This window comes from Prauserella rugosa, assembly GCF_000719975.1.
Taxonomy (GTDB): Bacteria; Actinomycetota; Actinomycetes; order Mycobacteriales; family Pseudonocardiaceae; genus Prauserella; species Prauserella rugosa.
This window is the reverse complement of record NZ_JOIJ01000006.1, coordinates 173,575-198,836: the sequence shown is the minus strand read 5'-3', so window position 1 is coordinate 198,836 and position 25,262 is coordinate 173,575. Positions and strand designations below refer to the sequence as shown.

27 protein-coding genes are annotated in these 25,262 nt (G+C 70.4%); 23 read left to right on the top strand and 4 right to left on the bottom strand.

What is annotated here, in order from left to right; genetic code table 11:
- Positions 1-165 precede the first annotated feature (165 nt).
- On the bottom strand, positions 166-1,551 hold the full coding sequence (locus IF64_RS0111065; protein WP_084705790.1) for an MFS transporter: 1,386 nt from the start codon (positions 1,549-1,551) through the stop codon (positions 166-168).
- Positions 1,552-1,976: 425 nt separating this feature from the next.
- Between IF64_RS0111065 and IF64_RS0111060 the strand changes: the two genes are divergently transcribed.
- The 16 genes from IF64_RS0111060 to IF64_RS0110985 all read left to right on the top strand — a co-directional run bounded on the left by IF64_RS0111060 (position 1,977) and on the right by IF64_RS0110985 (position 17,607).
- Positions 1,977-3,233: a CaiB/BaiF CoA transferase family protein gene (locus IF64_RS0111060; RefSeq protein WP_246134683.1), complete on the top strand. Its 1,257-nt coding sequence runs from the start codon at positions 1,977-1,979 to the stop codon at positions 3,231-3,233.
- A complete protein-coding gene (locus tag IF64_RS25390) occupies positions 3,230-4,030 on the top strand; it encodes an enoyl-CoA hydratase/isomerase family protein (protein ID WP_036876268.1) in 801 nt (266 codons plus the stop codon). The genes IF64_RS0111060 and IF64_RS25390 overlap by 4 nt, the downstream gene beginning before the upstream one ends.
- Complete coding sequence (locus tag IF64_RS0111050; protein ID WP_036876266.1) at positions 4,027-5,271, top strand: acyl-CoA dehydrogenase family protein; 1,245 nt, start codon at positions 4,027-4,029, stop codon at positions 5,269-5,271. Before IF64_RS25390 ends, IF64_RS0111050 begins: the two co-directional genes overlap by 4 nt.
- A complete protein-coding gene (locus IF64_RS0111045; RefSeq protein WP_030531972.1) occupies positions 5,268-6,032 on the top strand; it encodes an SDR family NAD(P)-dependent oxidoreductase in 765 nt (254 codons plus the stop codon). The genes IF64_RS0111050 and IF64_RS0111045 overlap by 4 nt, the downstream gene beginning before the upstream one ends.
- 41 nt (positions 6,033-6,073) lie before the next feature.
- Positions 6,074-6,952 (top strand): 3-hydroxyacyl-CoA dehydrogenase family protein, encoded by an 879-nt coding sequence (locus IF64_RS0111040; protein ID WP_030531971.1) that lies wholly within the window; start codon positions 6,074-6,076, stop codon positions 6,950-6,952.
- A gap of 30 nt (positions 6,953-6,982) precedes the next feature.
- A complete protein-coding gene (locus IF64_RS0111035; protein ID WP_145600322.1) occupies positions 6,983-7,858 on the top strand; it encodes a 3-hydroxyacyl-CoA dehydrogenase family protein in 876 nt (291 codons plus the stop codon).
- Positions 7,855-8,634: an enoyl-CoA hydratase-related protein gene (locus IF64_RS0111030; RefSeq protein WP_030531969.1), complete on the top strand. Its 780-nt coding sequence runs from the start codon at positions 7,855-7,857 to the stop codon at positions 8,632-8,634. Before IF64_RS0111035 ends, IF64_RS0111030 begins: the two co-directional genes overlap by 4 nt.
- Complete coding sequence (locus tag IF64_RS0111025; RefSeq protein WP_051757731.1) at positions 8,631-9,632, top strand: acyl-CoA dehydrogenase family protein; 1,002 nt, start codon at positions 8,631-8,633, stop codon at positions 9,630-9,632. The genes IF64_RS0111030 and IF64_RS0111025 overlap by 4 nt, the downstream gene beginning before the upstream one ends.
- Positions 9,629-10,768 carry a CaiB/BaiF CoA transferase family protein gene (locus IF64_RS0111020; RefSeq protein ID WP_051757730.1) on the top strand — a complete coding sequence of 380 codons (1,140 nt, stop codon included), beginning with the start codon at positions 9,629-9,631 and terminating at the stop codon, positions 10,766-10,768. The genes IF64_RS0111025 and IF64_RS0111020 overlap by 4 nt, the downstream gene beginning before the upstream one ends.
- On the top strand, positions 10,765-11,805 hold the full coding sequence (locus IF64_RS0111015; RefSeq protein WP_084705788.1) for an NADPH:quinone oxidoreductase family protein: 1,041 nt from the start codon (positions 10,765-10,767) through the stop codon (positions 11,803-11,805). Before IF64_RS0111020 ends, IF64_RS0111015 begins: the two co-directional genes overlap by 4 nt.
- Entirely contained in the window at positions 11,802-13,484 is a 1,683-nt protein-coding gene (locus IF64_RS0111010; RefSeq protein WP_051757729.1) for an AMP-binding protein, read from the top strand. The genes IF64_RS0111015 and IF64_RS0111010 overlap by 4 nt, the downstream gene beginning before the upstream one ends.
- Positions 13,481-14,377 (top strand): NAD(P)-dependent oxidoreductase, encoded by an 897-nt coding sequence (locus tag IF64_RS0111005; RefSeq protein WP_030531964.1) that lies wholly within the window; start codon positions 13,481-13,483, stop codon positions 14,375-14,377. The genes IF64_RS0111010 and IF64_RS0111005 overlap by 4 nt, the downstream gene beginning before the upstream one ends.
- Before the next feature lie 75 nt (positions 14,378-14,452).
- Positions 14,453-14,869, top strand: coding sequence for a carboxymuconolactone decarboxylase family protein (locus IF64_RS0111000; protein WP_030531963.1), 417 nt, complete (start codon positions 14,453-14,455; stop codon positions 14,867-14,869).
- Positions 14,870-14,873: 4 nt separating this feature from the next.
- A complete protein-coding gene (locus IF64_RS0110995) occupies positions 14,874-15,728 on the top strand; it encodes an N-acyl homoserine lactonase family protein (RefSeq protein WP_211252562.1) in 855 nt (284 codons plus the stop codon).
- Positions 15,725-16,660 carry an amidohydrolase family protein gene (locus IF64_RS0110990; protein WP_051757727.1) on the top strand — a complete coding sequence of 312 codons (936 nt, stop codon included), beginning with the start codon at positions 15,725-15,727 and terminating at the stop codon, positions 16,658-16,660. The genes IF64_RS0110995 and IF64_RS0110990 overlap by 4 nt, the downstream gene beginning before the upstream one ends.
- A gap of 122 nt (positions 16,661-16,782) precedes the next feature.
- Positions 16,783-17,607, top strand: a complete 825-nt coding sequence (locus IF64_RS0110985; protein WP_030531960.1) for an SAM-dependent methyltransferase — start codon at positions 16,783-16,785, stop codon at positions 17,605-17,607.
- Positions 17,608-17,694: 87 nt separating this feature from the next.
- Here the strand turns inward: IF64_RS0110985 and IF64_RS0110980 are convergent, their stop codons facing one another.
- Entirely contained in the window at positions 17,695-18,333 is a 639-nt protein-coding gene (locus tag IF64_RS0110980) for an alpha/beta fold hydrolase (protein ID WP_246134684.1), read from the bottom strand.
- On the opposite strand from IF64_RS0110980, the gene IF64_RS0110975 reads away from it, so the two are divergent.
- The 3 genes from IF64_RS0110975 to IF64_RS0110965 all read left to right on the top strand — a co-directional run bounded on the left by IF64_RS0110975 (position 18,320) and on the right by IF64_RS0110965 (position 21,851).
- Positions 18,320-18,697 (top strand): (2Fe-2S)-binding protein, encoded by a 378-nt coding sequence (locus IF64_RS0110975; RefSeq protein WP_246134685.1) that lies wholly within the window; start codon positions 18,320-18,322, stop codon positions 18,695-18,697. The two genes, IF64_RS0110980 and IF64_RS0110975, sit on opposite strands and share 14 nt — an antisense overlap.
- A 193-nt stretch (positions 18,698-18,890) precedes the next feature.
- Positions 18,891-20,060: an alpha-hydroxy-acid oxidizing protein gene (locus IF64_RS0110970; protein WP_030531957.1), complete on the top strand. Its 1,170-nt coding sequence runs from the start codon at positions 18,891-18,893 to the stop codon at positions 20,058-20,060.
- A gap of 153 nt (positions 20,061-20,213) precedes the next feature.
- Positions 20,214-21,851 (top strand): AMP-binding protein, encoded by a 1,638-nt coding sequence (locus IF64_RS0110965; RefSeq protein WP_084705787.1) that lies wholly within the window; start codon positions 20,214-20,216, stop codon positions 21,849-21,851.
- A gap of 6 nt (positions 21,852-21,857) precedes the next feature.
- Here IF64_RS0110965 and IF64_RS0110960 read toward each other — a convergent pair whose 3' ends face one another.
- Both IF64_RS0110960 and IF64_RS0110955 read right to left on the bottom strand, forming a co-directional pair.
- Positions 21,858-22,703, bottom strand: a complete 846-nt coding sequence (locus IF64_RS0110960; RefSeq protein WP_051757726.1) for a mycofactocin-coupled SDR family oxidoreductase — start codon at positions 22,701-22,703, stop codon at positions 21,858-21,860.
- A 179-nt stretch (positions 22,704-22,882) separates the two neighbouring features.
- On the bottom strand, positions 22,883-23,230 hold the full coding sequence (locus tag IF64_RS0110955; RefSeq protein WP_030531954.1) for a MerR family transcriptional regulator: 348 nt from the start codon (positions 23,228-23,230) through the stop codon (positions 22,883-22,885).
- Positions 23,231-23,331: 101 nt separating this feature from the next.
- Between IF64_RS0110955 and IF64_RS0110950 the strand changes: the two genes are divergently transcribed.
- The 4 genes from IF64_RS0110950 (at position 23,332) to IF64_RS0110935 (ending at position 25,243) form a co-directional block, all read left to right on the top strand.
- Positions 23,332-24,096 (top strand): SDR family oxidoreductase, encoded by a 765-nt coding sequence (locus IF64_RS0110950; protein ID WP_030531953.1) that lies wholly within the window; start codon positions 23,332-23,334, stop codon positions 24,094-24,096.
- A 147-nt stretch (positions 24,097-24,243) separates the two neighbouring features.
- Entirely contained in the window at positions 24,244-24,660 is a 417-nt protein-coding gene (locus IF64_RS0110945) for a phage holin family protein (protein WP_030531952.1), read from the top strand.
- Positions 24,657-24,983 (top strand): DUF3618 domain-containing protein, encoded by a 327-nt coding sequence (locus tag IF64_RS26535; protein ID WP_030531951.1) that lies wholly within the window; start codon positions 24,657-24,659, stop codon positions 24,981-24,983. The genes IF64_RS0110945 and IF64_RS26535 overlap by 4 nt, the downstream gene beginning before the upstream one ends.
- Positions 24,980-25,243 (top strand): DUF4235 domain-containing protein, encoded by a 264-nt coding sequence (locus tag IF64_RS0110935; RefSeq protein WP_030531950.1) that lies wholly within the window; start codon positions 24,980-24,982, stop codon positions 25,241-25,243. Before IF64_RS26535 ends, IF64_RS0110935 begins: the two co-directional genes overlap by 4 nt.
- Positions 25,244-25,262: the final 19 nt, after the last annotated feature.

The window sequence follows — 25,262 nt, the reverse complement described above, 5'->3', positions numbered from 1 at the left end:
CGTGCGCCTGCGCCTGCTCCGACCCTGCCGCTGAACAAGGCCCGGTCGAAGCACGAATTTTACCGACTCGCCCCAGCTCGGGACGTCGCGTCCGGTCCGTCCGCAGGCGGCACGCCGTGTCGGTTCGGCTCGACACGGCGTGCCCGCTCTGCGTTGCGGCACGGATCAGTGGGCGGCACCGCCGCGCACCGGTCCGTCGACCGCCGGATCGGCCGTACCTCCCGCTCCCTCGGCAGCCGCGTCGACCGCGGCGAAGTCGACGTCCTTCGTCTCCGGGCCCATGGCACCGCCCACGCTGATCAGGACACAGCCGATCACCAGCAGTGGCAGTACCGTCCACTGCATCGGCATCAGGCTGGACAGTCCTGTTTGGAAGAAGGCGTAGAAGGACGGGACCACCACGGCCAGGCTGTAACCCAGGCCGAAACCGGTGGCCCGGACGCCGGTGTGGAAACGCTCGTTGATGTAGACGGTCGTCAGGCCCCACACCGACAGGACGAGAACGGCGAGCAGTGTCGTGAGTGCGATCACGGCGACGAGGCTGTCCGGCTTGGTCGCGAGCAGCACTGCGTAGACGGCGGTGCCGCCGATGCCGGCGATGCCGCCCCACACGATGAGGAACGGCCTGCGGCCCACCCGTTGGCTGATCACGGCGGCGACCACGTACCCCACGGCCACCATCAGGTAGGCGATGATCAGCGTGACGGTCACTTCCGTCTCGCCCAGTCCGAGTTCACCGGACAACTGGCCCGGCAGGATCGCGGTGACACAGTTGAGGCTGAGCCAGAATCCGGTCATCAGGACGAACACCTGAATGAAGTTCTTCAGGTTCTGGCCGCTGAACAGGTCCTTGACCGGAGCGCCTCCGCTGCTGCCCTCGAAGAGTTCCGACTCACTGACGCTGCGCAGGTAGTAGATGACGAAGCTGAGCGCCAGTGCACCGCCGATGAAGAACGGGATCCGCCAACCCCACTGGACGTACGGCGAGCTGACCTCGCCCGCGGGCGCGACCTGCAGCATGACGAACGTGATCACGGCGACGACGACGTACGCCAACGGAAAGCCGGTCATGATCAACCCGCCGTTGAGTCCACGCCGTTCCTTGGGCGAGTACTCCATCGCCAGTGGACTCGCCGCCGTGTACTCACCGCCGACGAACACCCCGATGACGAACCGCAGGGCGACGAACACCACCACCGACGTCATGCCCCAGGTTTCGTAACCCGGTAACAGTCCGATGAGGATGGTCAGGGCGCCGAAGCCCGACACCGCGACCACGGTGGCGTTCTTGCGTCCCTTCGTGTCGGCGTACCGGCCGAACAGCAACGCGCCGAGTGGTCTGCCGACGAGGGTCGCGGCGAAGATCATGCCGCTGGTGATCGCGGTGGCGGTGTCCGACAGGTCGGGGGAGATGAAGTACCCCATCGCAGGAGCCAGCGCGATGATCGGCAGATAGATGTCGAACATGTCGACGAAGAAGCCGAAAAAGGCACCTCGCTGTGCGTGTTTTCGGGCATGTTCGTGCGCGGCGTGCCCGGTGTCGGTCGTCATGCCTGCTCCTTCTTCGGGGGCACGAACTCCGCGGACGCGGTGGGTGGGGCCGGTGAGTCGGCGGACCGTTGTGCCCGGTCGGATGGTGTCCACGTCGGGCCCTACGGGTGGTCCGTTGGCTCAGCGACGCTGCTTCCGCGTAAATGTCGGTCATTAACCATGATGTGTCAAGGGTTACATCGCGGCCGCTGGTCTGGCACGTTCATTGGCCAGGTCGGGGAGCGTCAGGAGTGATTCCCGGTTGACGTAGATGCGGATATGACCTGCCGTGTCGGAGCGAATGCGCACCGCAGCCACCGTAGCGTGAGCGGCCCGGCGTGGGAGCTTGTCAAATGTCCAACATTGACACCTGTGGCGTGAGCTACTTATGTTGCCGGCATGGCAGTGACGACCGCCGAGGCAATGACGACCGGCGAGGTGAGCACGTGACGGGGACCAGGCGAACGGGCACCGCGGGCCCACCGGCCGCACCGCTGCAGGGGCTGACCGTGGTGGACATGTCCACGTCCTACGCAGGGCCGACGGCGTCGATGTATCTGGCCGACCTGGGTGCCGACGTGATCAAGGTCGAACGGCCGGGGGCCGGGGACGACGCCCGCTACTGGGGCCCGCCGTTCGTCGACGGGACGTCGGCGTGGTTCGCCTCGGCCAATCGCAACAAGCGCAGCATCGCGCTCGACCTGCGTTCCGAGGACGGACTCGCGGCCATGCACCGGCTGATCGCCGACGCCGACGTGTTCATCGAGAGCATGAACCCTGGCAAACTCGAGCGGTTCGGTCTCGCCCCCGCCGACGCGCTGGCCCGGCACCCGCACCTGATCTACTGCGCGATGTCGGGAATGGGACTCACCGGGCCGGATGCGCAGTTGCCCGGGTACGACCTGGTCGCGCAGGCCCGGTCGGGGTTGATGTCGGTGACGGGTCCCGCGGGCGGATCGCCGGAACGGGTGTCCACGGCGTTGTCGGACATCGTGACGGGAATGTCGGCGGCGCTCGCGATCTCCGCTGCGGTGGTGCGGCAACGCCGTACCGGCACGGGCGACGTCATCGACGTCTCGCTGCTCGACTCCGACCTCGCGCTGATGGCACCCCGCATCGCCTCGTACCTGGCAGGCGAGCCGGAGCCCGCCCCGTCGGGCGGAACGGATTCGGTGATCGCGATCTACCAGCCGTTCGCCACGGCCGACCGGGAGATCGTCGTCGCACTCGGCAACGACGCCATCTGGCGGCGGTTCTGCGCGGCGGCCGGGCTGACCGAGCTCGCCGACGATGAACGCCTGGCCGACAACGCAGGTCGCAGGCGGCACCGCGCCGAGATCGTCGAGGCCATCGCCGGGGTCCTCCGTGGACGGACCGCCGAGCACTGGCTGTCGGTGCTGCACGAAGCGGGTGTCCCCGTGGCTCCCGTGCAGCGACTGTCCGAAGTGGTCTCCGACTCACAGGTCGTTGCGAGGCAATCGGTCCTTCCCTCGCCCGGTGGTGACGGTGCGCTGAACGGCGTACGCAGTCCGTTCCGTCTCGGATCGCTGCCGCAGCCGCGCAACGAGCGCTTCCCGGAGCTCGGCGAGCACACGGTCGAGATCCTCCGCAAGGCCGGCTTCGACGACGCCGAGATCGCACGCCTGCTCGACGACGGGTCCGTGCAGGCTTCTCCCGACACAGCCGAGCAGGTGGGATCGTGAGCGACGATGTTCTGGTGGTCGAGCGGCAGGGCCCGGTGGCACAGCTGCGGATCAACCGGCCGCGGCAGCACAACGCGCTGAACGCCGACGTCCTGTCGGCGGTGGACCGCGCGCTCGATGAGCTCGCCGCGACCGAGGTGCGGGCGATCGTGCTGACCGGCACGGGGGAGCGTGCGTTCAGCGCCGGAGCCGACCTGCACGAGTTGGCCGGCCTGGGTGCGGACCGGGCGCACGACGTGCTCGGACGAGGCCAGGCCGTCGTGGCCCGGATCGAGCGGTCGCCGGTCCCCGTCATCGCGGCGGTGAACGGCCTGGCGCTGGGCGGCGGATTCGAGATCGCCCTCGCGTGCACGTTCGCGGTGCTGGCCGAGACCGCGGAGCTCGGACTGCCGGAAACGGGCCTCGGCCTGATGCCCGGGTACGGCGGAACGCAGCGGCTGGCTCGCCGGGTCGGCGCGCCCGTGGCGGCCTACACCATGCTCACCGGCGAGCGCATGTCCGCCGAGCGGGCCTACGGCCTCGGACTCACGCCCGTGCCACCCGTTCCGGTCGGCGGCGTCGTCGACGCGGCCCACGATCTGGCGCTGCGCGTCGCGGCCCGTGGTCCGCGCGCGGTGCGGGCCTCGCTGGAGGCGCTCCACCGGGGCGCCGACGGGTCGCTGGAGTCGGGGCTGGCACTGGAGTCGGCGCTGGCCGGTGTCGTCACCGGCGGCGAGGAGGCCGCGGAGGGCATCGCGGCGTTCCTGGGCAAGCGGACTCCGGCGTTCGATGCGACCCGCGGAGGTGAACAGGCATGAGCGCGCGAACGCCGATCGCGGGCATCGAGCCCCTCGAGCTCGACGTCGATGCGGACGCCTACCTGGCACTGCACGGCGCGCTGGACGAGCCGGTCGCCGACGGCCTGCTCGGGGATCGTGAACGGCAGGTGCGCGACCGCACCCGGCACGTCGTGGCCGAACACGTCGCACCCACGGCGGCGTTGCGGGACGCCGAGCACACGTTCGCCCACGACAGCTACCAGGCGCTGGCCGCCGCAGGCCTCGGAGGGCTGCTGGTGCCGGAGGAGTACGGCGGTACCGACGACACCACCGTCGCCTACGCCGCCGCGATGGAGGAGATCGCCGCGGGCTGCGGGGCCACGAGCCTGGTGTTCATGACCCAGATGCACGCGGCCTATCCGATCCTGCACTCCGGCAGCAGGGAGCTGGCGCGTGAGTACGTTCCGGGTCTCGTCGACGGCAGCCGGTACGGATCGCTCGGCGTCACCGAACCGTCTGCCGGCAGCGACGCCGCGTCCCTGCGCACGCTGGCCACCCGCACGGACGAGGGCTACACGCTCAGCGGGTCGAAGATGTTCATCACCACCGGCGACCGTGCCGACGTGGTGATCTGCTTCGCCACCGTCGATCCCGCCGCGGGCCGGCGGGGCATCACGGCCTTCGCCGTCGACGGCCGGTCGCAGGGGCTCACCCGCGGACGTCCGCTGTCCAAAATGGGCATGCACTCCTCGAGTACGGCGGAGCTGACGTTCGATCGCACCCCCGTGCCTACGAGTCACCGGCTCGGCGACGAGGGCGGCGGCTGGGCGATCGTGGTGAGCTCGGTGACCAAATCGCGGATCAGTGCCGCCGCGCAGGGCGTCGGTCTGGCCCGCGGTGCGTACGCCCACGCGCTGGCCGGACTGCACCGCATCCACGGGCCGGCCGTCCCGCAGGACGTGGCCGCCCGCCTGGCCGCGATGCGGGGCCGGATCCTGTCGGCGCGGCTGATGCTGCTGGCCACCGCGCGGGACGTCGACGCCGGCGGCGGTGCGGGCGGCTCGATCGGCCTGATGAAGCAGACCTGCACCGACGTCGGCTGGCAGGTGGCGGTCGAGGCCACCGCGCTGCTGGGCCGCCACGGTGACCTCGCCGCGTTCGGAGCGGAACGGTATCTCCGCGACGCCAAGGTCACTCAGATCTACGACGGAACGAACGAGGTGCAGCGACTGCTGGTCGCGCGCGACACCGCCGGACGACTGAAGGACGTGCTGCCATGACCGAGACAACGCCGGCGCTCGCCGGCAAGACCGCCATCGTCACCGGCGCGGGCCGGGGGCTCGGCAGGGCCATGGCGGTGGCGCTGGCCGACGCCGGTGCCGACGTCGCACTGGCCGCACGCAGCAAGGACCAGCTCGACACGGTCGCCGAGGAGGTGACGCGCCGGGGGCGCAGGGCCATGGCCGTCCCCACCGACGTGACCGATGCCGACGCGGTGCGAAACCTGGTGGATCGGACCGTCGACCACTTCGGTCATCTCGACGTCGTCGTCAACAACTCCGGTGTGATCGACAGCAGACCGCTGCTCGAACAGGACCACGCGACGTGGGACCGCGTCGTCGACACCAACCTCCGCGGCACGTACCTGGTCACCCGCGCGGCGGGCGAACACCTCGTGGCGCAGGGGTCGGGAAAGGTCGTCAACGTCGCCTCGAACTTCGCCTTCAAGGGCATCGCCAACCACGCGGCGTACTGCGCCTCGAAGGCCGCCGTCGTCGCCTTCACCAAGGCCATGGCCGTGGAGTGGGCGCCGCACGGCGTGCAGGTCAATGCACTCGCCCCCGGCTACTTCGCCACCGATCTCAACGCCGATCTGCGCGCCGACCCCGATGCGCTCGCCAAGGTCGTCCGGGCGGTTCCCGCACGCCGCATGGGCGAGGCACCCGAACTGGCGTCCTGGCTCGTCCTGCTCGCCGGACCCGCCTCGGACTTCATGACCGGCGAGGCCATCGTCATCGACGGCGGGCAGACGGCCCGATAACCCCGTCCCACCGAACCGGTCGATACAAGGAAGTAGGACCGATGACAGCGAACACTCTCACCGTCGCCGTACTGGGCGCGGGCACCATGGGATCCGGCATCGCCGTCACCGCCGCGCGCGGCGGCCACCGCACGATCGTGCGCGACGTCGACGACGAATCCGTCCGACGTGGACTCGACAACGCCACGAGCTTCCTGCGCAAGAGCGCATCCCTCGGCAAACTCACCGAGCAGCAGGCCGAGGCCGCGATCGCCAACCTGTCCGGGACCACCGAGCTCGGCGATCTCGCCGGTGCGGACGTGGTTGTCGAGGCCGTCTACGAAGACCTCGAACTGAAGAAGGAGCTGTTCGGGCGGCTCGACGACGTCGTCGCGCGTGACACCCTGCTGCACACCAACACCTCGACGCTCTCGGTCACCGCGATCGCCTCGGGCTCGCGGTACCCGGACCGGGTCGTCGGCACGCACTACTGCAACCCCGCACAGCTGATGAAGCTCGTGGAGGTGGCCGAGGGCAGGCATACCTCGGCGGAGGCGACGAAACGGTCGATGGCCTTCCTCGACAGTGTCGGCAAGACCACGGTCGTCACGAAGGATCGGCCCGGGTTCATCCTCAACCGGTTCCTGATCCCGTGGGAGAACAACTGCATTCGCGCGCTCGAGGCGGGCGCGGGCACGGTCGAGTCGATCGACAAGGCCGTGGTGGGCGCACTGCGCCACCCGATGGGGCCGTTCACGCTGCTCGACGTGGTGGGGCTCGACGTGCACAAGGCGGTCGCGATGCGGCTGTACGAACAGCTGCGGGAACCACGTTTCGCGCCGCCTCCCCTGGTGGACCGCATGATCGCCGCCGGGGATCTCGGCAGGAAGACCGGCCGCGGCTTCTACACCTACGACAGCACGAAGTCCTTCGGCGCCTGAGCGCAGGCGAACCGAGAACGGAGAATGAGCATGACTGTGTTTTCGCGGGTCGCGGTGCTCGGATTCGGAACGATGGGCGGCGGCATCGCCCAGGTCGTGGCCGGGTCGGGCCGCGACGTCGTGGTCCTCGAGACCGACCGCCACCGCCTCGACGCCGGATTCGCCGCCGTACGGCGGTTCCTCGACGACGGGGTCAGCCGCGGCAAGACCACCGAAGCCGAGCGGGACACCGTGCTCGGCCGACTGACCGGAACCACGGATGTCGCCGAGCTATCCACTGTGGACCTCGTAATCGAGGCCGTCACCGAGCGCATGGACGTCAAGGCGGATCTGCTGGGCCGAGTCGCCGAGGTCGTGCGGGACGAAACCGTGCTGGCCACCAACACGTCCGCGCTCTCGGTGACCGACCTGGCGGCGCGGGTACCGGGGCCGGAGCGGGTGGCCGGACTCCACTTCTTCAACCCGGCACCGGTCATGGCCGTCGTCGAGGTGGTGCGTGCACTGCAGACCGACGCATCCGTGGCCGCCGATCTGGTGTCCTTCACCGAGGACCTGGGCAAGACGCCCGTGGAGGTCAAGGACCGGCCCGGATTCCTGGTGAACCGCCTGCTGATGCCGTACCTCAACGACGTCGTACGCGAGTTCGACGACGACCTGGCGAGCGCGGAGGACATCGACGTGGCGATCCGGCTCGGACTCGGTCACCGCCTCGGCCCGCTCGAGCTGCTGGACCTGATCGGCATCGACGTGCACACCCACGCCACCGAGTCGGCCTACGAGGCGACGCTCGATCCGCAGTACGCGCCGCCGCCGTTGTTGCGGCAGATGGTGGCCGCCGGCTACCTCGGCACCAAGAGCGGACGGGGATTCCGGGTGGGAACGACCGAGGAAGGACAGAGCCGATGAGCGACTACACGGACATCTCCGCGGAGACCGCCGGTCCCGTCATGACGATCACGATCCGCAGGCCGGAGGCGGGCAACAAGCTCCGTAACCGCACGCTGCTGGAGCTCAAGGACGTCCTCCAGCGCTTCCGCACCGACCCCGAACTGCGCGCGGCGGTACTCACCGGCGAGGGCGAGAAATTCTTCTGCATCGGCGGCGAACACGACGAGATGTCCGGTTTGGACTACTCGCAGGTGCTGCCGATCATCGACGTGTACGAGGCGATCGACACCATCGCCAAGCCGGTCGTGGCCGCCGTCAACGGGTACGCGGTGGGCGGCGGCAACGTACTGCACAACGTGTGCGACCTGACGATCGCGTCGGCGACCGCGGTCTTCCGGCAGGTCGGCCCGATGGTCGGCAGTTTCGACGCCGGGTACGGCACCTGGTACCTGGAGGACACGATCGGGCGCAAGCGCGCGAAGGAGATGTGGTACCTCAACCGCAAGTACTCGGCGGCACAGGCGCTGGAGATGGGCCTGGTGAACGAGGTCGTCCCGGCGGGCGAGGCCGTCACGCGTGCCCAGGAGGTGGCCGCCGAGATCGCCACCCGCAGCCCGATGGCGATCGGTGGTCTCAAAGGCGCGTTCTCCGCCCGGCACAGCGGCGTGATCGGGCAGGCACGCATGGCGCACGACCAGCAGCTCACCCTGTACCTGAACACCCGCGAGGCACACGAGGTCTCCGACTCCTTCGCCGCCAAGCGCACGCCGAACGACGAGGAGTTCTGGTCGTGAGGCGGCCGTGGTGGGGTCCGCCGCTCGACGCCGACCAGCGGGCCGTCCTCGACCTCGTCGACGACCTGACCGCCGAGCGGTTGCACCGCGTCGGCGACGAGCAGCCGGACGACGTCGACCGGGCTCGGGAAACGTTGGCGGCGCAGGGACTGTGGACGCTCGGCGTCGAGGCCGAGCGCGGCGGTGGTGGTGCCGATCTGCGGACGACGCTCGTCGCGCTGGCTCGCTTGGCCGGGACGTGGCCGGCCCTGGCGTGGGCGTCGGTACAGGCCCACGCGGCCGCCGTGGTGACGCCGACGCGGGACGGGCTCGACCGCATCCACGGTGGCGCGCCCGTCGCGGTGGCGCCGGTGGACGTCGGCGGCCCCGGTGACCGGCTGGCGGTGGCGCTCGACCGGATCGACCCGGCAGGCCGTGACCCGCGCGTGGTGCTGCTCTCGGGCGACACGGCCGTCGCGGTGCCGCCGGGCGACGTCGCGTTCGGCCCGCCCGTCCGGCGTACCGGGCTCGACGGCGCGCTCACCGTCGGGTGCGAGGTGGACGTCGCACCGACCGACGATGTCGTCGTGCGCGGTCCGGCGGTCGCGCGGGCACGGGCGTTCCTCGACGTCGGTGCGGTGGCGCTGGCTGCCGGCATCGCCGAGTCCGCGGCCCAGGCCGCGCACACCTACAGCGGCATCCGTGAACAGTTCGGTGCGCCACTGACCGCACTGCCCACCGTGCGTGCGTCGCTGTCGGAACAGGAGACCGCCGTCCGCGGCCTGCTGACGACAGCCGTCGCAGGCGCGACCGGCGCGCCCGGTGCGGCGGTCGCGCCCGCCTTCGAGGCAGCCATCGACGTCGCGGCGGCCGCGGTGCAGTCGCACGGCGGCTACGGCTACATGGCCGAGTACGGCGTCGAGGGCCTGTTGCGGGACGCGGTCTCGCTGCGCGCGGCCGTGGATGCAACGGCATCGGCACGGGTGGCTGCCGGCGCACTGGCCGGAGGTGGCGCATGACGGCCCTGCCGCCCCTGTCCGGACGCACGGTGCTCGACTTCTCCACCCTGCTTCCCGGTCCACTGGCGACACTGCTGCTCGCCGAGGCCGGCGCCGACGTCCTGCGCCTGGAACGTCCCCCGCACGGCGACGAGATGCGCAGCTACGAACCACGACTCGGAGCCGACTCGGCGAACTACGCGCTGCTCAACCGCGGCAAGCGCAGCGTCGCCGTGGACCTCAAGGCCCCCGAGGTGCGCGAGCGCGTGCTGGAACTGGCCGCCGAGACCGACATCGTCGTCGAACAGTTCCGGCCGGGTGTGATGGACCGGTTGGGTCTGGGGTACGAGGATTTCCGCTCGGTCAACCCCGGCGTCGTCTACTGCTCGATCACCGGATACGGCCAGACGGGGCCCGACGCCCCGCGCGCGGGACACGACCTCAACTACCTCGCCGAGACGGGACTGCTCGGGTCCGTCGTGGACGATCGCGGCGACCCGCACCTTCCGCCGACGGTGCTCGCCGACATCGCGGGCGGCACCTATCCGGCCGTGATGAACATCCTGCTGGCGCTGTTCCGCCGCGACGCCACCGGCGAGGGCTGCCACCTCGACGTGTCCATGACCGCCAACATCGGCACCCTGGCCTACGGGTACCTGGCCACCTACGAGGGCAGCGGCAGCTGGCCCGTCGCCGGGCGCGACCTGCTCACCGGGGGCAGCCCGCGCTACCGGATCTACCGCACCTCCGACGGGCGCCACGTCGCCGCCGCTCCTCTCGAAGAACGGTTCTGGCAGCGCTTCTGCGACCTGATCGGCCTTCCCGAGCACCTGCGCGCCGACAACGGGCGTGCGGACGAGGTCATCGCCGCCGTCGCCGAACGCATCGCGGCGCGGACCGCGGAGCACTGGCGGGACGTGTTCGACGGCGAGGACGCCTGCTGCTGTGTGGTCGCGACGTTCGAGGAGGCCGCGCAGGCGCAGAGGCTGGGCACCCGCGAGGCCTATCGCGTGACGGGCGACGGCTTCGACGTCGGAGGCCTGCCGGTGCCCGTCGACGACACGCTGCGGCACGCACCCGGCGCACGGCCCGCCCCTCCACTGTGGACGGGACTCGACGCGCTGACGTTCGACCGCGGACGGGGGAGTGCGGCATGAGAGCGGCGGTCGTGAAGGATTTCGGCCCTCCGGACTCGGTGGCCACGATGGACCTGCCAGAACCCGTCGCGGGGCCGGGCGAGGTCCTCATCGACGTCGAGGCGGCCGGGGTGAACTTTCCCGACGTGCTGGTCGTCGGCGGCCGGTACCAGTTCCTGCCCGAGCGCCCGTTCGTTCCAGGTAAGGAGATCGCGGGCACGGTCCGCAGCGTCGGCGAGGGAGTCGTGCGGCAGAGCCCGGGAGACCGGGTGGTCGCCCAGCTGGAACACGGCGGCTATGCCGAGGTCGTGGCCGTGCCCGAGGACCGGGTCGTGACCGTGCCGGACGGTGTGTCGCTCGTGGCGGCAGCGGCATGCGGTCTGAACGCGCTGACGGCCTACTTCGCGCTGAGCAGGCGTGCGAACCTGCGCACGGGCGAGACGGTGCTCGTCACCGGAGCGGGTGGCGGTGTCGGCTCGGTGGGCATCCAGCTGGCGAAGGCGTGGGGAGCGACGGTCGTCGCCGTGGCACGGGACGAGCGCCGGGCCCGCGTGGCCGGCGACCACGGAGCCGATCACGTGCTGACCGCAGGTCCGTCCCTGCGCGACGACGTTCTCGCCGTGACCGGTGGGCGCGGCGCCGACGTGGTGCTGGAAACCGTGGGCGGCGACGTGTTCACGCAGGCGCTGCGCGCCACGGCGTGGGAGGGCAGGCTCGTCGTCATCGGCTTCGCCTCAGGGCAACTGCCCACCGTCAAGGCCGGTCACCTGCTGGTGAAGAACATCTCCGTGCTGGGCCTGCAGGTCAGCGACTACCGCGACCGCGAACCCGCCGCCATGTGCGCCGCCGTCGAGCATCTGCTGCGGCTGCAGCTCGACGGCAGCCTCACCGTCCCGATCGAGCGCACGTACCCACTCGGCGACGCGGCTCGCGCGCTCGCCGACGTCGAGGCAGGTGGCCTCACCGGCAACGTCGTGCTGACGTGCCCGGCAGACCGCCCCGACCCGCCCCTTTCTCCCACGGATCACACCGACGTCCACGAGGAGCACACGCCATGAACACGCTGATGGACACCGCGCCCACGGCGCATCCCGGATTACGCCCCGACAGCAGGCTGACCCCGGAACTCGTGCAGCAGTACGAGGAGTCCGGCGCCTGGGTGCCGACGACCCTGCGGCACCTGCTGTCGTCGGCCGCGGCGGAGGTGCCGGACCGCGTCGCCGCCGTCGACCGGACGTCGACGGGACAGCGAACTGCATCGGTGACCTACGCCGAGCTCGACGAGCGGGCCCACCGCTACGCCTGCGGGTTGTACGCACTGGGCGTCCGCGCCGGTGACTCGGTGGCCGTGATGCTGCCGAACCGTGCCGACTTCGCCGCACTGATCTTTGCGATCAACGAGCTCGGCGCGGTCTACAGCGGCATCCCGGTCGCGTACGGCGAGCGCGATGTCGAGGTGATCCTCCGCAGGACGGGGGCCCGCGTCGTGGTGGTGCCGGAGTCCTTCGGCAGCGCCCGGCCCCTGGAGCTCGTGCAGGGGTTGCGCGGACGTCTTCCGGGACTCGAGCACATCGTGCTCGCCGGTCCGCGCCAGGACGGGAGCACGCCGTTGGACTCGCTGCTCGACGCGCCCGAGGTGGACCTGCCGGAGCCCGACCCGCGCGTGCTCGCCCACGTCGGCTTCACCTCGGGCACGACGGGTGAGCCGAAGGGCGTGATGAACACCGGACAGACCCTGCAGGCGGTGATGCGCAACTGGGCCGCGCACGCGGGGGCCGACGCACTGGCCGAACCGTTCGTCAACCTCGTCGGCTCGCCGGTCGGGCACCACACCGGTTTCCTCTGGGGCGTGCTGCTGACGACCTACCTGCGGGGCACCGCGGTCTACCTGGACCGGTGGGTGCCCGATCGGGCAGCGCAGGTGATCCGTGAGGAAGGGGTCACGGCCATGTTCTCGGCGCCGACCTTCCTGCAGGACCTGATGCAGACCGATCTCGCACACGACGAGCACTGTCCACTGCGGACCGTGGTGCTGGCGGGAGCACCGGTGCCCCGCACGTTGCCGTCGGTGGCGGGTTCGATGTTCGGGTGTTACGTGTGCCCGGCGTGGGGGATGACCGAGCTCGGTATCGGGGTCTCCTGCGCCCCGCACCTGCCGGCGCACGCGCAGACCACGGACGGCGTCCCGGTTCCGGGAACCGAGATCAAGGTCGGCGCACCCGAGAACGTCGACGCCGCGGCGACGGCGGGCACACCCGGCGATACGGCGGGCCCACTGTTCATCCGCGGCCCCGGGCTGTTCCTCGGGTATCTGAACCTGCCCGAGGTGACCCGTGCGGAGATCGACACCGACGGCTGGTTCCGTACCGGCGACACCGTGCGGCTGACCGCCGACGGGTACGTCGAGCTCGAGGGCAGGACCAAGGACATCGTCATCCGCGGCGGCGAGAACATCCCCGTCACCAGCGTCGAGAGCGCGCTGTTCCAGCACCCCGACATCCTCGAGGCCACGGTCGTCGGCGTGCCCGACGAACGCCTCGGCGAACGCGCGTGTGCCGTCGTCGTACCCAGCGGAGACGCGCGGCCCTCGTTGGCGGAGGTGTGCGACTTCCTGCTCGAGAACGGTCTGTCCAAACACTTCCTGCCCGAACGACTCGAATACGTGCAGGCACTGCCGAAGACGGCGAGCGGGAAGGTGCGCAAGGTGCAACTGCGGGAACGGTACGGAGAATCATGACGACGTTGTTCGTGGGACTCGGCCGCATGGGCTCACCGATGGTGCGGCGGTACGCGGCGCGACACCCGACGATGCTGTTCGATGTGGACACTGCGGTGTCGTCGGCGTTGGCGGGTGAGCTCGGCGCCGAGGTGGTGGCTTCACTCGCACAGCTTCCCGAGGTGATCGACACCGCGATCCTCATGCTGCCGGACAGCCGGGTGGTGGAATCGGTACTGCTCACCGACGGCCTGCTGGCCGCGCTGCCCTCGGGTGCGTTGGTGATCGACATGAGTTCCTCCGAACCGGCGAGCACCCGGGACCTCGCGCAACGGGCGCGTGCGGCGGGGGTCGGCTACGTCGACGCACCGGTGTCGGGTGGTGTGGCCAAGGCGCTCACCGGGGAACTGTCCATCATGGTCGGAGGGGCCGAATCCGACGTCGCCCGGGCACGGCCGCACCTCGAGCCGTTGGGGTCGACGGTGCACGCGGTGGGTCCCAGCGGTGCCGGGCACGCCGCGAAGGCGTTGAACAATCTGGTCTCCGCGACCAACGTCGCCGCGGCCGCGGAGGTGCTCACGGTGGCGACGTCCTTCGGTATCGAGCCGGAGGTCATGGTCGAGGTGCTGAACTCCTCGACGGGCCGCTCCCAGGCATCCGAGGTCAAGTACCCCCGCCACGTGCTCACCGGCACCTACGACTCGGGCTTCGCCATGGACCTGATGATCAAGGACCTGGGCATGGCGAGGGCGCTGGCGGATGAGCTGGGCGCAACGGCGCCGGTGACGGCGGCGGCGTTCGAGACGGCGCTCGCGGCACGCGAACAGCTCGGCGGCGCGGGTCTCGACCACACCGAGCTCGCTCGTTACTACGAGACGGTCAACAATGCGCCGCTGCGCGGCCGGGCAGATTAGTCCACAGCAGACAGTAAATCCACAGTAGACCATGTCAACGACAGACAGGGTCGACGACGACGGTGAGGTGACCAGATGACCGACGCGGCACAGGACTACATCGACGACATGGCCCGCAAACGCGGCTACGTTCTCGACTACCACAAGGTGATGGCCAAGCACGACTTTCCCGTGCTGCAGGCTGCCAACGGACTCGTCGGCGCTGCCTATCTCGACCAGCGCACGTTGGACCGCAAGACCAAGGAACTGATCTTCATCGTCAGCCTGACGGTCATGCGCGCGTCCAAGGGGCACATCCAGAGCCACATCCGGGTCGCACTGGACCTGGGCGTGAGCGCTCAGGAGATTCTCGAAGCCATCGAGATCGCGCTGCCGGAAGCGGGCATCGTCGCATTCCAGACCGGCTTCGACGCCTGGCGCGAGGTGGTGGGTGCCGACGGCATCGAACCCAACGTCGAGGTGCACGAGGGCGGCAGCGGCGCCGGGTCGTGACAACGTGAGCGGGCCGGACGACATGACCGCGCCACGCCAGGACGACGTGTACGAGGTGATCGTCGTCCGGCACGGAACCAGGCGGACGCGGCGCAGCGAGGTGTTCCTCAACTACGGGCACTACGGCGAACCGGACGGGCCGTTCGTCGTCGACTACTACCTGTGGATCCTGCGGAACGAGGCGCGAACCGTGCTGGTCGACACCGGTTTCGCACGCGGGCCCGCCGAGGCGCGCGGACGGACCGTGCTCGCCGAACCGGCAACGGTGTACGGCGAGCTGGGCGTCGACACCGACGGCGAACACCTGGTGGTCGTCACGCACGCGCACTACGACCACATCGGCAACGTCGGCCTTTTTCCGCGCTCGACCGTGGCGATCAGCGGAGCCGAGCTCGACTTCTGGACCTCGGAGGTGGCGAGCAAACCCCTGATCGGCCTGTTCGCCGAGGACGACGAGGTGGCGGCGCTCGTGCAGGCGGAGCAGCAGGGCCGGGTCCGCCGACTGTCCGGATCGGCCGAGGTGGCGCCGGGTGTCACCGTGACCGAGGTCGGCGGTCACACCCCCGGGCAGAGCATGGTGACGGTACGCACCACCGAGGGCGTGGTGCTGCTGGCCTCGGACACGGTGCACTTCACCGAGGAACTCGAACGCGACATGCCGTTCATGGCGGTCACCGATCTGCCCGGGCTCTACGGCGGGCTCCAGACCGTGCGGACGTTGCTCGACACCGGCGCCGTCGACACGGTGTTGACCGGCCACGACGCCGGCGTCCTGGAACGGCTCGAGCCGTACCGGCCGGAGCTGGCCGGAGTGGCCGGCGTGATCGGCAGGCTGGACCCTGCGGAGGAGGCACGATGACGCGAACGACCCCCGGCGCGTCCGAAACCGGCGGTCAGCACACCGGTGCGCAGGCGGTCGACAGGCAGGCGGTCGATGTGCACTGCCACGTGTTCAGTGCGGACGGGGCCGGGCCGACCCCCACGGTCCTGGATGCGGCCTACCGTCCGCCGCGGGCGGACGTCGCGGACCATCGCAGGCACCTGGACGCCGTCCGGTGCGGGCGGGGAGTTCTGGTCCAGCCCAGTGCCTACGGCCGGGACCACCGCTGTCTGCTGGCGGCGTTGCGGTCCGATCCCGACCGGCTGCGCGGAGTCGCCTGCGTCGATCCCGGCTGGGCCGACGAGGACCTGGCGCGGATGCACGCCGCCGGTGTGCGCGGCACGCGGGTGCAGGATGGTTACCCCGGCGGTGTTCCGGTGGAGTCACTCGTGGAGGTCGGGCGCAAGGTCGCCCCACTGGGCTGGCACGTCGAGGTCTGGACCGACGTGCGCAGACACGTGAGCTGGTTCGGTGACGCCGTCCGCCGGTGTCCGGTGCCGGTGGTCGTCGACCACCTCGGGTACGTGCCCTCCGACGTCGGCACCGGCGATCCCGCGGTGCGACTGCTGCTCGACCTGCTCGCCGACGGCGAGATCTGGATGACGCTGTCCGGATTGGACAGACTGTTGCCAGGGAGTGGGGCGCCCGGCGATCCCGGGTTCGACGAGACGTGGCGGCGACACGAGGATGCCGTCACCGAGCGCGTCCGGGCTTTCGTCGACGCCCGGCCGGAGCAGGTGTTGTGGGGCAGCGACTGGCCGCACGTGGGACTGCGCCTGCCTGCTCCCGACAGTGCCCGCATACGCGCCCGCCTCGACCGGTGGGTTCCCGATCCGGATCTCCGGCGCCGGATCCTCGTCGACAACGCCGTCCGGCGATACGACTTCGGCACCGCACCTGCCGTGCCGTGACCGGGTCCGCGCAGGTCATCCATGCGGGCGGGTCGGGAGAAGTGGCTGCGCGGTGGCTCGCCGGGTGGTATCCCTACGATGGAGCGCAACGACGTGCCGGATGTGAAGGGCTGGGGTGCGCGATGACTGCCGGTGAGAGCGAAGCGGAGAAGTTCGCGGGCAAGGATCTCGAGCTGGACAAGCCGAATCCGGCGCGCATGTACGACTACGTGCTGGGCGGCGAGCTCAACTACGCGATGGACCGCCAGCTCGTCGACGACCTCTTGTCCGAGATGCCGCGCGCCCGCGACACGGCGCTGTTGAACCGCTATTGGCTGCGCCGTGCGGTGCGCTACGGCGCACGCCAGGGGATCCGGCAGTTCCTCGACCTGGGCTCGGGTATGCCAACGGTGGGCCAGGTGCACGAGATCGCGCAGGAGATCGAGCCCGAGTCGAAGGTGGTCTACGTCGACAACGAGCGCATCGCCGTGGCACACAGTGCGATCGTGCTGGAGGGCAACGACCGTGCCGAGATGATCGGCGCCGACGCCGAGCGGGTCGACGAGGTCCTCGGTCATCCCACGACGAGGCGGCTGCTCGACTTCGACGAGCCGGTGATGGTCCTGATGTCCGCGCTCGTGCACTACTTTCCGCCTCAGGAGCGGGACGCCGCCGCGATGATCACCCGCTACCGCAACGCGCTCGCCCCTGGCAGCTATCTGGCGCTGTCGAGCTTCACCGGCGACCAGCAGGACGAGGAGATGTTCCGGGCCGTCGAGCTGAGCAAGGGCACGAGCGAGCCCATCCATCTGCGCAGCCGTGAGGAGGTCCGCGAACTGATGGCGGGCTTCGAGCTCGTCGAACCCGGCATCGTGTTCACCCCGGAATGGCACCCGGACTCCCCGGAGGACGTGGGCGACAAACCGGAACTCTCCGGCGTGTTCGCCGCCGTCGGCTACAAGGCGTGACGTCGGCGGCCTGCCTCCGATGACGGGGTCGCGGCGCGCGCGGTTGCCATGGAGGCGCACCGCACGCGCCGCTCGACCGTCGGGCCGTCAGGCCGAACCGGCCTTCGCCTTCCGGAGGACGTCGAGGGCCTCCAGGAGGTGACCCCGGAAGCGCGCGTGGTTCTCGCTCATCGGGAAGTGCCCGATCTCGGGCATCTCGATGAACGTGGCGTTGCGGATCTGCCGTGCGGTGCGGGCACTGTCCTCGGGGGTGGTGAGGTAGTCGTACTCGCCGGTCAGCATCACCACGGGGCAGCGATCGGTGTCGATCTCGCCGAGTCTGCCGCGCAGGTCGTGGTCCATGGAGTAGAAGTGCAGGTCGCCTTTGAAGGCCTCCGAACCCTGCGAGTAGTAGAACCAGGTCTTCCAGCGGTCGGACTCCGGTGATTGCGGGGCCATGAGATCCCAGGTTCCGCTCGCGCAGACCTGCGCCGCGTTGGCGTGCGGGTGGTGCCACCAGTCGAGGTAGAAGCCGGGGGAGTAGTCCGCGCCCTCGACCGAGAGCACGCCGGCGAACCGTTCCGGATGGCGCAGCGCCAGCTGCAGCGCGACGTTCCCGCCGAACGACGACCCCATGAACAGCGGATCGTCGAGTTCGAGCGCGTCACAGAGCGCGACGATGAAGTTCACGTAGTGGTCGGCGGTGAGCGCGTACTCCTCCTTCCACCACTCGGTGGAGCGAACCATCCGCAGGCATCGTGCGTTCGCGGCCGCCATGCACACCGTGCACGCCGTACCGTCCCGCTGGGCGTCGTGGCTCACCGACGACACGCTGGTCTGCCGATGCGAGGAAGTGCCGTACGCGCAGGTGCGCGAGGCCAGGAGCGACCTCGGTGCAGGTGACGGCCGTGATCTCAAGTCGTTCGCCCGCGTCGGCATGGGCTGGTGTCAGGGGCGGATGTGCGGCTTCGCCGCGGGATGCCTCGCGACGGGCGAGACGGGGCCACGTGCGGGCGAGGCGGCGGCCGGTGCGATCAAACGCCCGCTCGCCGGACCGGTACGTATCGGCGACCTCGCCGAACTCCCGTCCGCCGACGACCGATCGGCCTGATCGGTCTGCTCGGCCCGCACCGCGGATGCCGGCGCCCCGGCCGCGGGGCGCATCTCGTCGCGGCCGGCTCGGGTGTGTGGTTGACGGGCGGGGCGGCACCGGCGATCTTGGTGGGCACCGCTCGGCCGCCTCGGCCGCGCGGACGACGGTTCCTCGCCCGCGTTCGTGGGCGCTGCGCTCGGGAGGTCTGGTCATGTCCCCGCGTTACGGTGACTATCAGTTGGAGATCTACCTCAACGGGATGCGGGGGGTGCAGCCTCGGTTCCCGACCGACGCCGCGACGATGGAACAGCGGGCGGCCGAGGCGTTGCCGCCGTGGGTGCTGTCGTACGTGAAGTCCGGCGCCGGAGACGAGGGCACCCAGCGGGCCAACGTCGAGGCGTTCGCGAAGTGGGGCCTGGTCCCGCGCATGATGGAGGGCGCCTACGAGCGCGACCTGTCGACGACCCTGTTCGGGATCGAGCTGGAACATCCGTTGTTCCTGTGTCCCATCGGCGTGCTGGGGATCTGCTCGCAGGACTTCCACGGCGACCTGGCCACCGCGCGCGCCGCCGCACGCACGGGCGTACCGATGGTCGCCTCGACGCTGTCGCAGGATCCGATGGAGGACATCGCGGCCGAACTCGGTGACACGCCGGGCTTTTTCCAGCTGTACCCGCCGAACGACCGTGACCTGGCGGTCAGCTTCATCCAGCGGGCCGAGCGTGCGGGGTTCTCGGCGCTGGTGGTCACGCTCGACACCTGGGTCACCGGGTGGCGGCCCCGCGATCTGAACACGGCGAACTTTCCCCAACTGCGGGGCTACTGTCTGGCCAACTACGTGACCGACGAACACTTCCGCGCCCGGCTCGGCGCCGATCCCGAGGCCGACCCGCTGGCCACGGCGGCGTTGTGGGCCGGCGTGTTCGGCCACGCGACGACCTGGTCGGACCTGGAGTGGATCCGTGCGGCCACGTCGTTGCCGATCGTGCTCAAGGGCATCGGCCACCCCGACGACGTGCTCAAGGCCAAGGATGTCGGGGTCGACGGTGTCTACTGCTCCAACCACGGTGGCAGGCAGGCCAACGGGGGACTGCCCGCGTTGCAGACGCTGCCTCGGGTGGTCGAGGCCGCTGCCGACGAGATTCCCGTGCTGTTCGACTCGGGTGTGCGCAGCGGCTCGGACATGGTGAAGGCGCTGGCGATGGGCGCGACGGCCGTCGGCACCGGGCGGCCGTACGTGCACGCGCTGGCGGTCGGTGGTGAGGACGGCGTGGTGCATCACCTGCGGTCGTTTCTGGCCGAGGCCGATCTGCTGATGGCCATCGACGGATATCCCACCCTGGACCGGCTCCGGGCGGCGGGCGTGGAACGCGTGCTCTGACCCCGCCGAGCGAGCCCTGCGGACCGGCGGACGGGCACCGCTGTGGGGGTCGTGCGCGGCGGCGAGATGGATCAGGATGAGCGGAGCGGCGGGGCGCTGCGGCCGGCACGGTCATGCTCCCGGCCTGCGGCGGAACGACGGAAGGAGTCAGGCATGTCCCGTGGCGATGTCGATGGCGCATTCCCCGACGCCCCCGAGCCGTCGTCCGTCGAGACGCCGTCCTTCGAGACGTCGTCCTTCGAGGCGTTGTCGTTCGAGCCGTTGTCGCCGGTGGCGTTCCTCGATCGGGCGGCCGCGGCCCACGGCGAACGGACCGCGGTGGTGGACGGGACTCGCCGGTGGTCGTATGCGCAGTTGTGGGATCGCTGCCGCAGGCTCGCCGGTGGGTTGGCGAGCCTGGCGCAGGGGCGTCCGGTGGCCGTGCTCGCGCCGAACACGCACGTGCTCCTGGAAGCGAACTTCGGCGTGCCGTGGTCCGGCTCGCCGCTGGTGGCGGTGAACACGCGCCTGTCGGCGGGCGAGATCGCCTACATCCTGGGCCATGCGGAGGCCGGGGTGCTCGTGTACGACCCGGCGTTCGCGTCGGTGGTGACCGAGGCGTGCGCGGAGTTGGCCGCACCGCCGGTGCTCGTCCGCGCCGGTGACGAGTACGAGGAGCTGATCGCCGGCGGCGAGCCCACGGCGGTGACGGTGACCGACGAACGTGCGTTGCTGTCGATCAACTACACGTCGGGCACCACGGGCAGGCCGAAGGGCGTCATGTACCACCACCGCGGGGCGTACCTGCAGGCGCTGGCGATGGTGGGCCACACGGGGCTGTCCCCGTCGGCGGTGCATCTGTGGACGCTGCCGATGTTCCACTGCAACGGGTGGTGTTTCCCATGGGCGGTGACGGCGGCGGCCGCAACGCACGTGTGTCTGCCCTCCGTCGATCCGCTGGAGGTGTGGCGGCTGCTGCGGGAGGAGGGCGTGACGCATCTGAACGGCGCACCGACCGTGCTGTCGATGCTGGCCTACGCCGAGCAGGCGGCACCGCTGCCGCAGACGGTGCGCGTCGCGACCGGGGGTGCGCCGCCGTCGCCCGCCATTCTGCGGCGGATGGGGGAACTCGGCTTCGACGTCACGCACCTGTACGGGCTGACCGAGACGTTCGGGCCCGCGATGATCTGCGACTGGCGTCCCGAATGGGAGGTGCTGGACCCGCAGGAACAGGCGCGCATGAAGGCCAGGCAGGGCGTGGGGAACATGATCGCCTGCCGCGTGCGGGTCGTGGCCGACGACGGCACGGACGTACCCGCCGACGGGCAGAGCACCGGGCAGATCGCGTTGCGGGGCAACAACGTGATGCTCGGCTACTACAAGGACCCGGAGGCCACCCGCGCCGCGGCGCCGGACGGCTGGTTCCGCACCGGCGACATCGGCGTGATGCATCCCGACGGGTACGTCGAACTGCGCGACCGGAGCAAGGACGTGATCATCTCCGGCGGGGAGAACATCGCGTCGGTGGAGGTCGAACAGGTCATCGCCGACCATCCGGCCGTGCTGGAGGTCGCGGTGATCGCCGTACCCGACGAGACCTGGGGCGAGGTGCCCGCCGCCTACGTCACCGTGCACGACGGCGCCGTGGTCACCGCGGACGAGATCGTCGAGCACGTGCGGTCGCGGCTGGCCCGTTTCAAGGCGCCGAAACGGGTCGTGTTCACCGAACTGCCCAAGACCTCGACCGGGAAGATCCAGAAGTACGTCCTGCGCGACCAGGTCTGGCAGGACAGGTCGCGGCGCATCGGCTGATGCGGATCAGTGCAACAGCAGCCCGGCGTCGACCGGGAGCGAGATGCCGGTGATGTAGCGCGCCTCGTCCGAAGCCAGGAACGTCACCGCGGCGGTGAGGTCCTCGGGCTCGAGCATGGGGACGTCCATGACGTTGGCTGCGTAGGAGTTGTTGCCCGCCTCGTCGGTGACGGCGAGCGCGGCGACGGCCGGATTGAGGACCATCGGCGTCGCCACGCCGGTCGGATTGACGCAGTTGACGCGGATGCGATGCGGTGCGAGCCAGCTGGCCGCCGAGCGCGTGAGACCGATGACGCCGTGCTTGCTCGCGACGTAGCCGTCGGTGCCGGGCCTTCCGTCGCCGCCTCGCCCGGTGAGACCGTAGACCGAGCTGATCAACACGATCGCCCCGCCGCGGCCGTGGGCGATCATGCGGTGTGCGGTGGCCTGGACGGTGTTCCACACCCCGGCGAGGTTGACGTCGAGCTGGTCGCGGAAGGCGGCGCGGTCGTCCGGGTCGGCCATCAGGCCGATTCCGGCGTTGGCGACGACGACGTCCGGATCCGTCCCCAGTTCGGCACACGCGTTCTCGATGCCGCCGGTGAGCTGGTCGGGGTTGCGGACGTCGGCCTGGACGCCTACCGCGCGCCGACCGGCGTCCCGGACCATCGCCACGGTGTCGTCGAGTTCGGCCGGGGTCGCCAGGTCGTAGGCGACGGTCTCGATGTTGCGGCAGACGTCTACGGCGATGACATCGGCTCCCTCGGCGGCGAGTCGGAGGGCGTGGCTGCGTCCCTGTCCGCGCGCCGCTCCGGTGATGACGGCGGTGCGGTCGGCGAACCGGTCGGCGTGCGTCCCGTTCGGACTGACCATGTCTTCTCCTCGGCGCGGTGGGGGACCGGCGCGTGACGGTGCGTCCGTGCACGATCGACGATGATCCGTCGAAGAATGTCTACTGTGGACCGGGTGGCGACGTCGCCGGGACGGGATCGCGATGATCTTCCGAGGGCCAATCTAGAGCGGTGCCGGCCGGCGGTCAACCTGCTGCGGCCTCACCTTCGGCGGGTCTCGGCGGCGTCGATGAGGTCGCCGAGCCGGGCGAGTGTGGCCGTGAGCCGTTCGACCTGTGCGCTGATGCGGGCGTGTTCGGCCTTGAGCATGGCGACCTGGTGGTCGGTGGTGGTGTCGGTGTCCATGCACGGGAGCAGTTCGGCGATCCGGCGGCTCGGCAGGCCGGCGGCGTAGAGCTGCTGGATGACCCGCACGCGGTCCACGGCGTCGGCGCTGTAGGTGCGTTGCCCGCTGGGGGTGCGGTCCGGAACGAGGAGTCGTTGTTCCTCGTAGTAACGCAGCGCGCGGACGCTGACGCCCGCACGCCGGGCCAGTTCTCCGATGCGCACGGGCGTGCCTCGTCTCCTCGTGATCGTCGACGTGATCGCCGACCGAACTGGCGGACGCGGACTTGCCCCTCACGTCCACGGTAGGTTTTAGCGTACGCGCCATGACGACACCCGACACCACACGACGCGGTACCGCCGGCCCTGCTCGCGGCAGGCCCATCCACGGCGCGGCGGCTCTCGTCACCGGCGCGAACCGGGGACTGGGCCGCCACCTCGCTCACCAGCTCCTGGAACGCGGCGCCTCGCGGGTCTACGCGGCGGCGAGACGTCCGGAGACGGTCGACCTGCCGGGCGCCGTGCCCCTGCGCCTCGACGTGACCGACGAGGAGAGCGTGCGCGCCGCGGCCGCGGCGGCGGGCGACGTGACGATCCTGGTCAACAACGCGGGCATCAGCCGGTTCACCGATCTCGTCACCGGCGACGCGGCGGCCATCCGCGCGGAGATGGACACCAACTTCTGGGGCACCCTCGCCGTTGTACGTGCCTTCGCGCCCGTCCTCACGGCAGGCGGTGGCGGTGCGATCCTCAACGTGCTGTCGGCGCAGTCCTGGCACGCCTATCCCGGCATCAACGGCTACCACGCGTCGAAGGCGGCCCAATGGGCACTGACGAACGGCGTACGCACCGAACTGGCCGACCACGGAACGCTCGTCACCGGCCTGCACCTGGGCGCGGTCGACACCGACTTCAGCGCCGGCTACGACGGTCCCAAGGGCGATCCGGCCGCCGTCGCCAGTGCGGCGCTCGACGGGATCGAGGCCGGCGCGACGGAGGTCCTCGCCGACCCGTGGAGCGTTCACGTCAAGGCGTCGCTCGCCGCCGATCCGGCGATCCTGGAGGCCGAGATCCTCGGCGGCGCCGTGTGAGCCGAGCCCGGTGTTTCGGTCGTTCCGGGGGTTCCGGGGTGCCCGCGAAAGGCGCGTCCCGTGCCGGAGCACGTTTCGCAGGCGCCCGGCCGTGCTAGCCATGGCGCAGCGTCGGCGACCCGGCCTGGCGAACGGATGGAGGTTGTCATGGTCTACAACGATCACCGCGACGCCGCCACGGACGACCGGTCGGTGGCGCAGCTGGTCGAGGAGCTCTCCGCCGAGGTGAGCCGGCTCGTCCGGGACGAGTTGACCCTCGCGACCGCCGAACTGCGCAGCAAGGGCATGCGGTACGGCGTCGGCGCGGGTCTCGGTGGTGCAGCCGCCGTGGCAGCGCTGTTCGGCGGAGGGGCGCTCGTCGCCGCCGCCATCCTCGCGCTGGCGTTGGTCGTACCCGGATGGGCGGCCGCACTTCTCGTCGGCGGTGGTCTGTTGCTCGTGGCGGGCGTGCTCGCGCTGGCCGGTCGCCGGTCGGTGACCAAGGCGGGCGCGCCGGTACCGACCGAGGCCGCCGAGAGCGTGCGAGCCGACGTGGCGAGTGTGAAGGAGTCGATGCGCCGATGAACGAACGCGACGAGTCGTCCTTTCCCAAGGACCCGCACCAGGCGCGGGTGGACATCGAGCTCACCCGCAAGGAGCTCGGTGAGACGGCACGGGCGCTGGCGTACAAGTTGGACGTGCCGAACCGCGCGAAGGACCTGGCCACGGAGCGCACCGCCTCGGCGCGCAGCCGGCTGCGGTCGGTGGCACTCGCGTCCGCGGCGCAGGCGAGAGGTCGAATCGACCGTCTGCGGTCGTCCTCGGTGGACACCCGGGGACCGGTGGTCGTGGCCATGGTGGCCGTGCTCGTGTGCGGCGGCGTGATCGTGTGGAGGGCTAGGCGATGAAGATGTTGTACAAGGCGCTGAGTATCCCCGTCGGCGCCGCGGGCGGAATGCTGGCGACGACGCTGTTCGGCCAGGTGTGGAAACGCATCAGCGGCGAGGACACCGCGCCGCAGGCCACCGATCGCCGGTACCCCGCGTGGCAGGTCGTGCTCGCGGGTGCGCTGCAGGGTGCGGTGTTCGGCGCCGTCAAGGCGGCGGTCGACCGTGCCGGCGCTTCGGGCTACGAGCACGCCACCGGATCCTGGCCCGGTGACGAATAGGTACGGGTGCGGCTGAGGG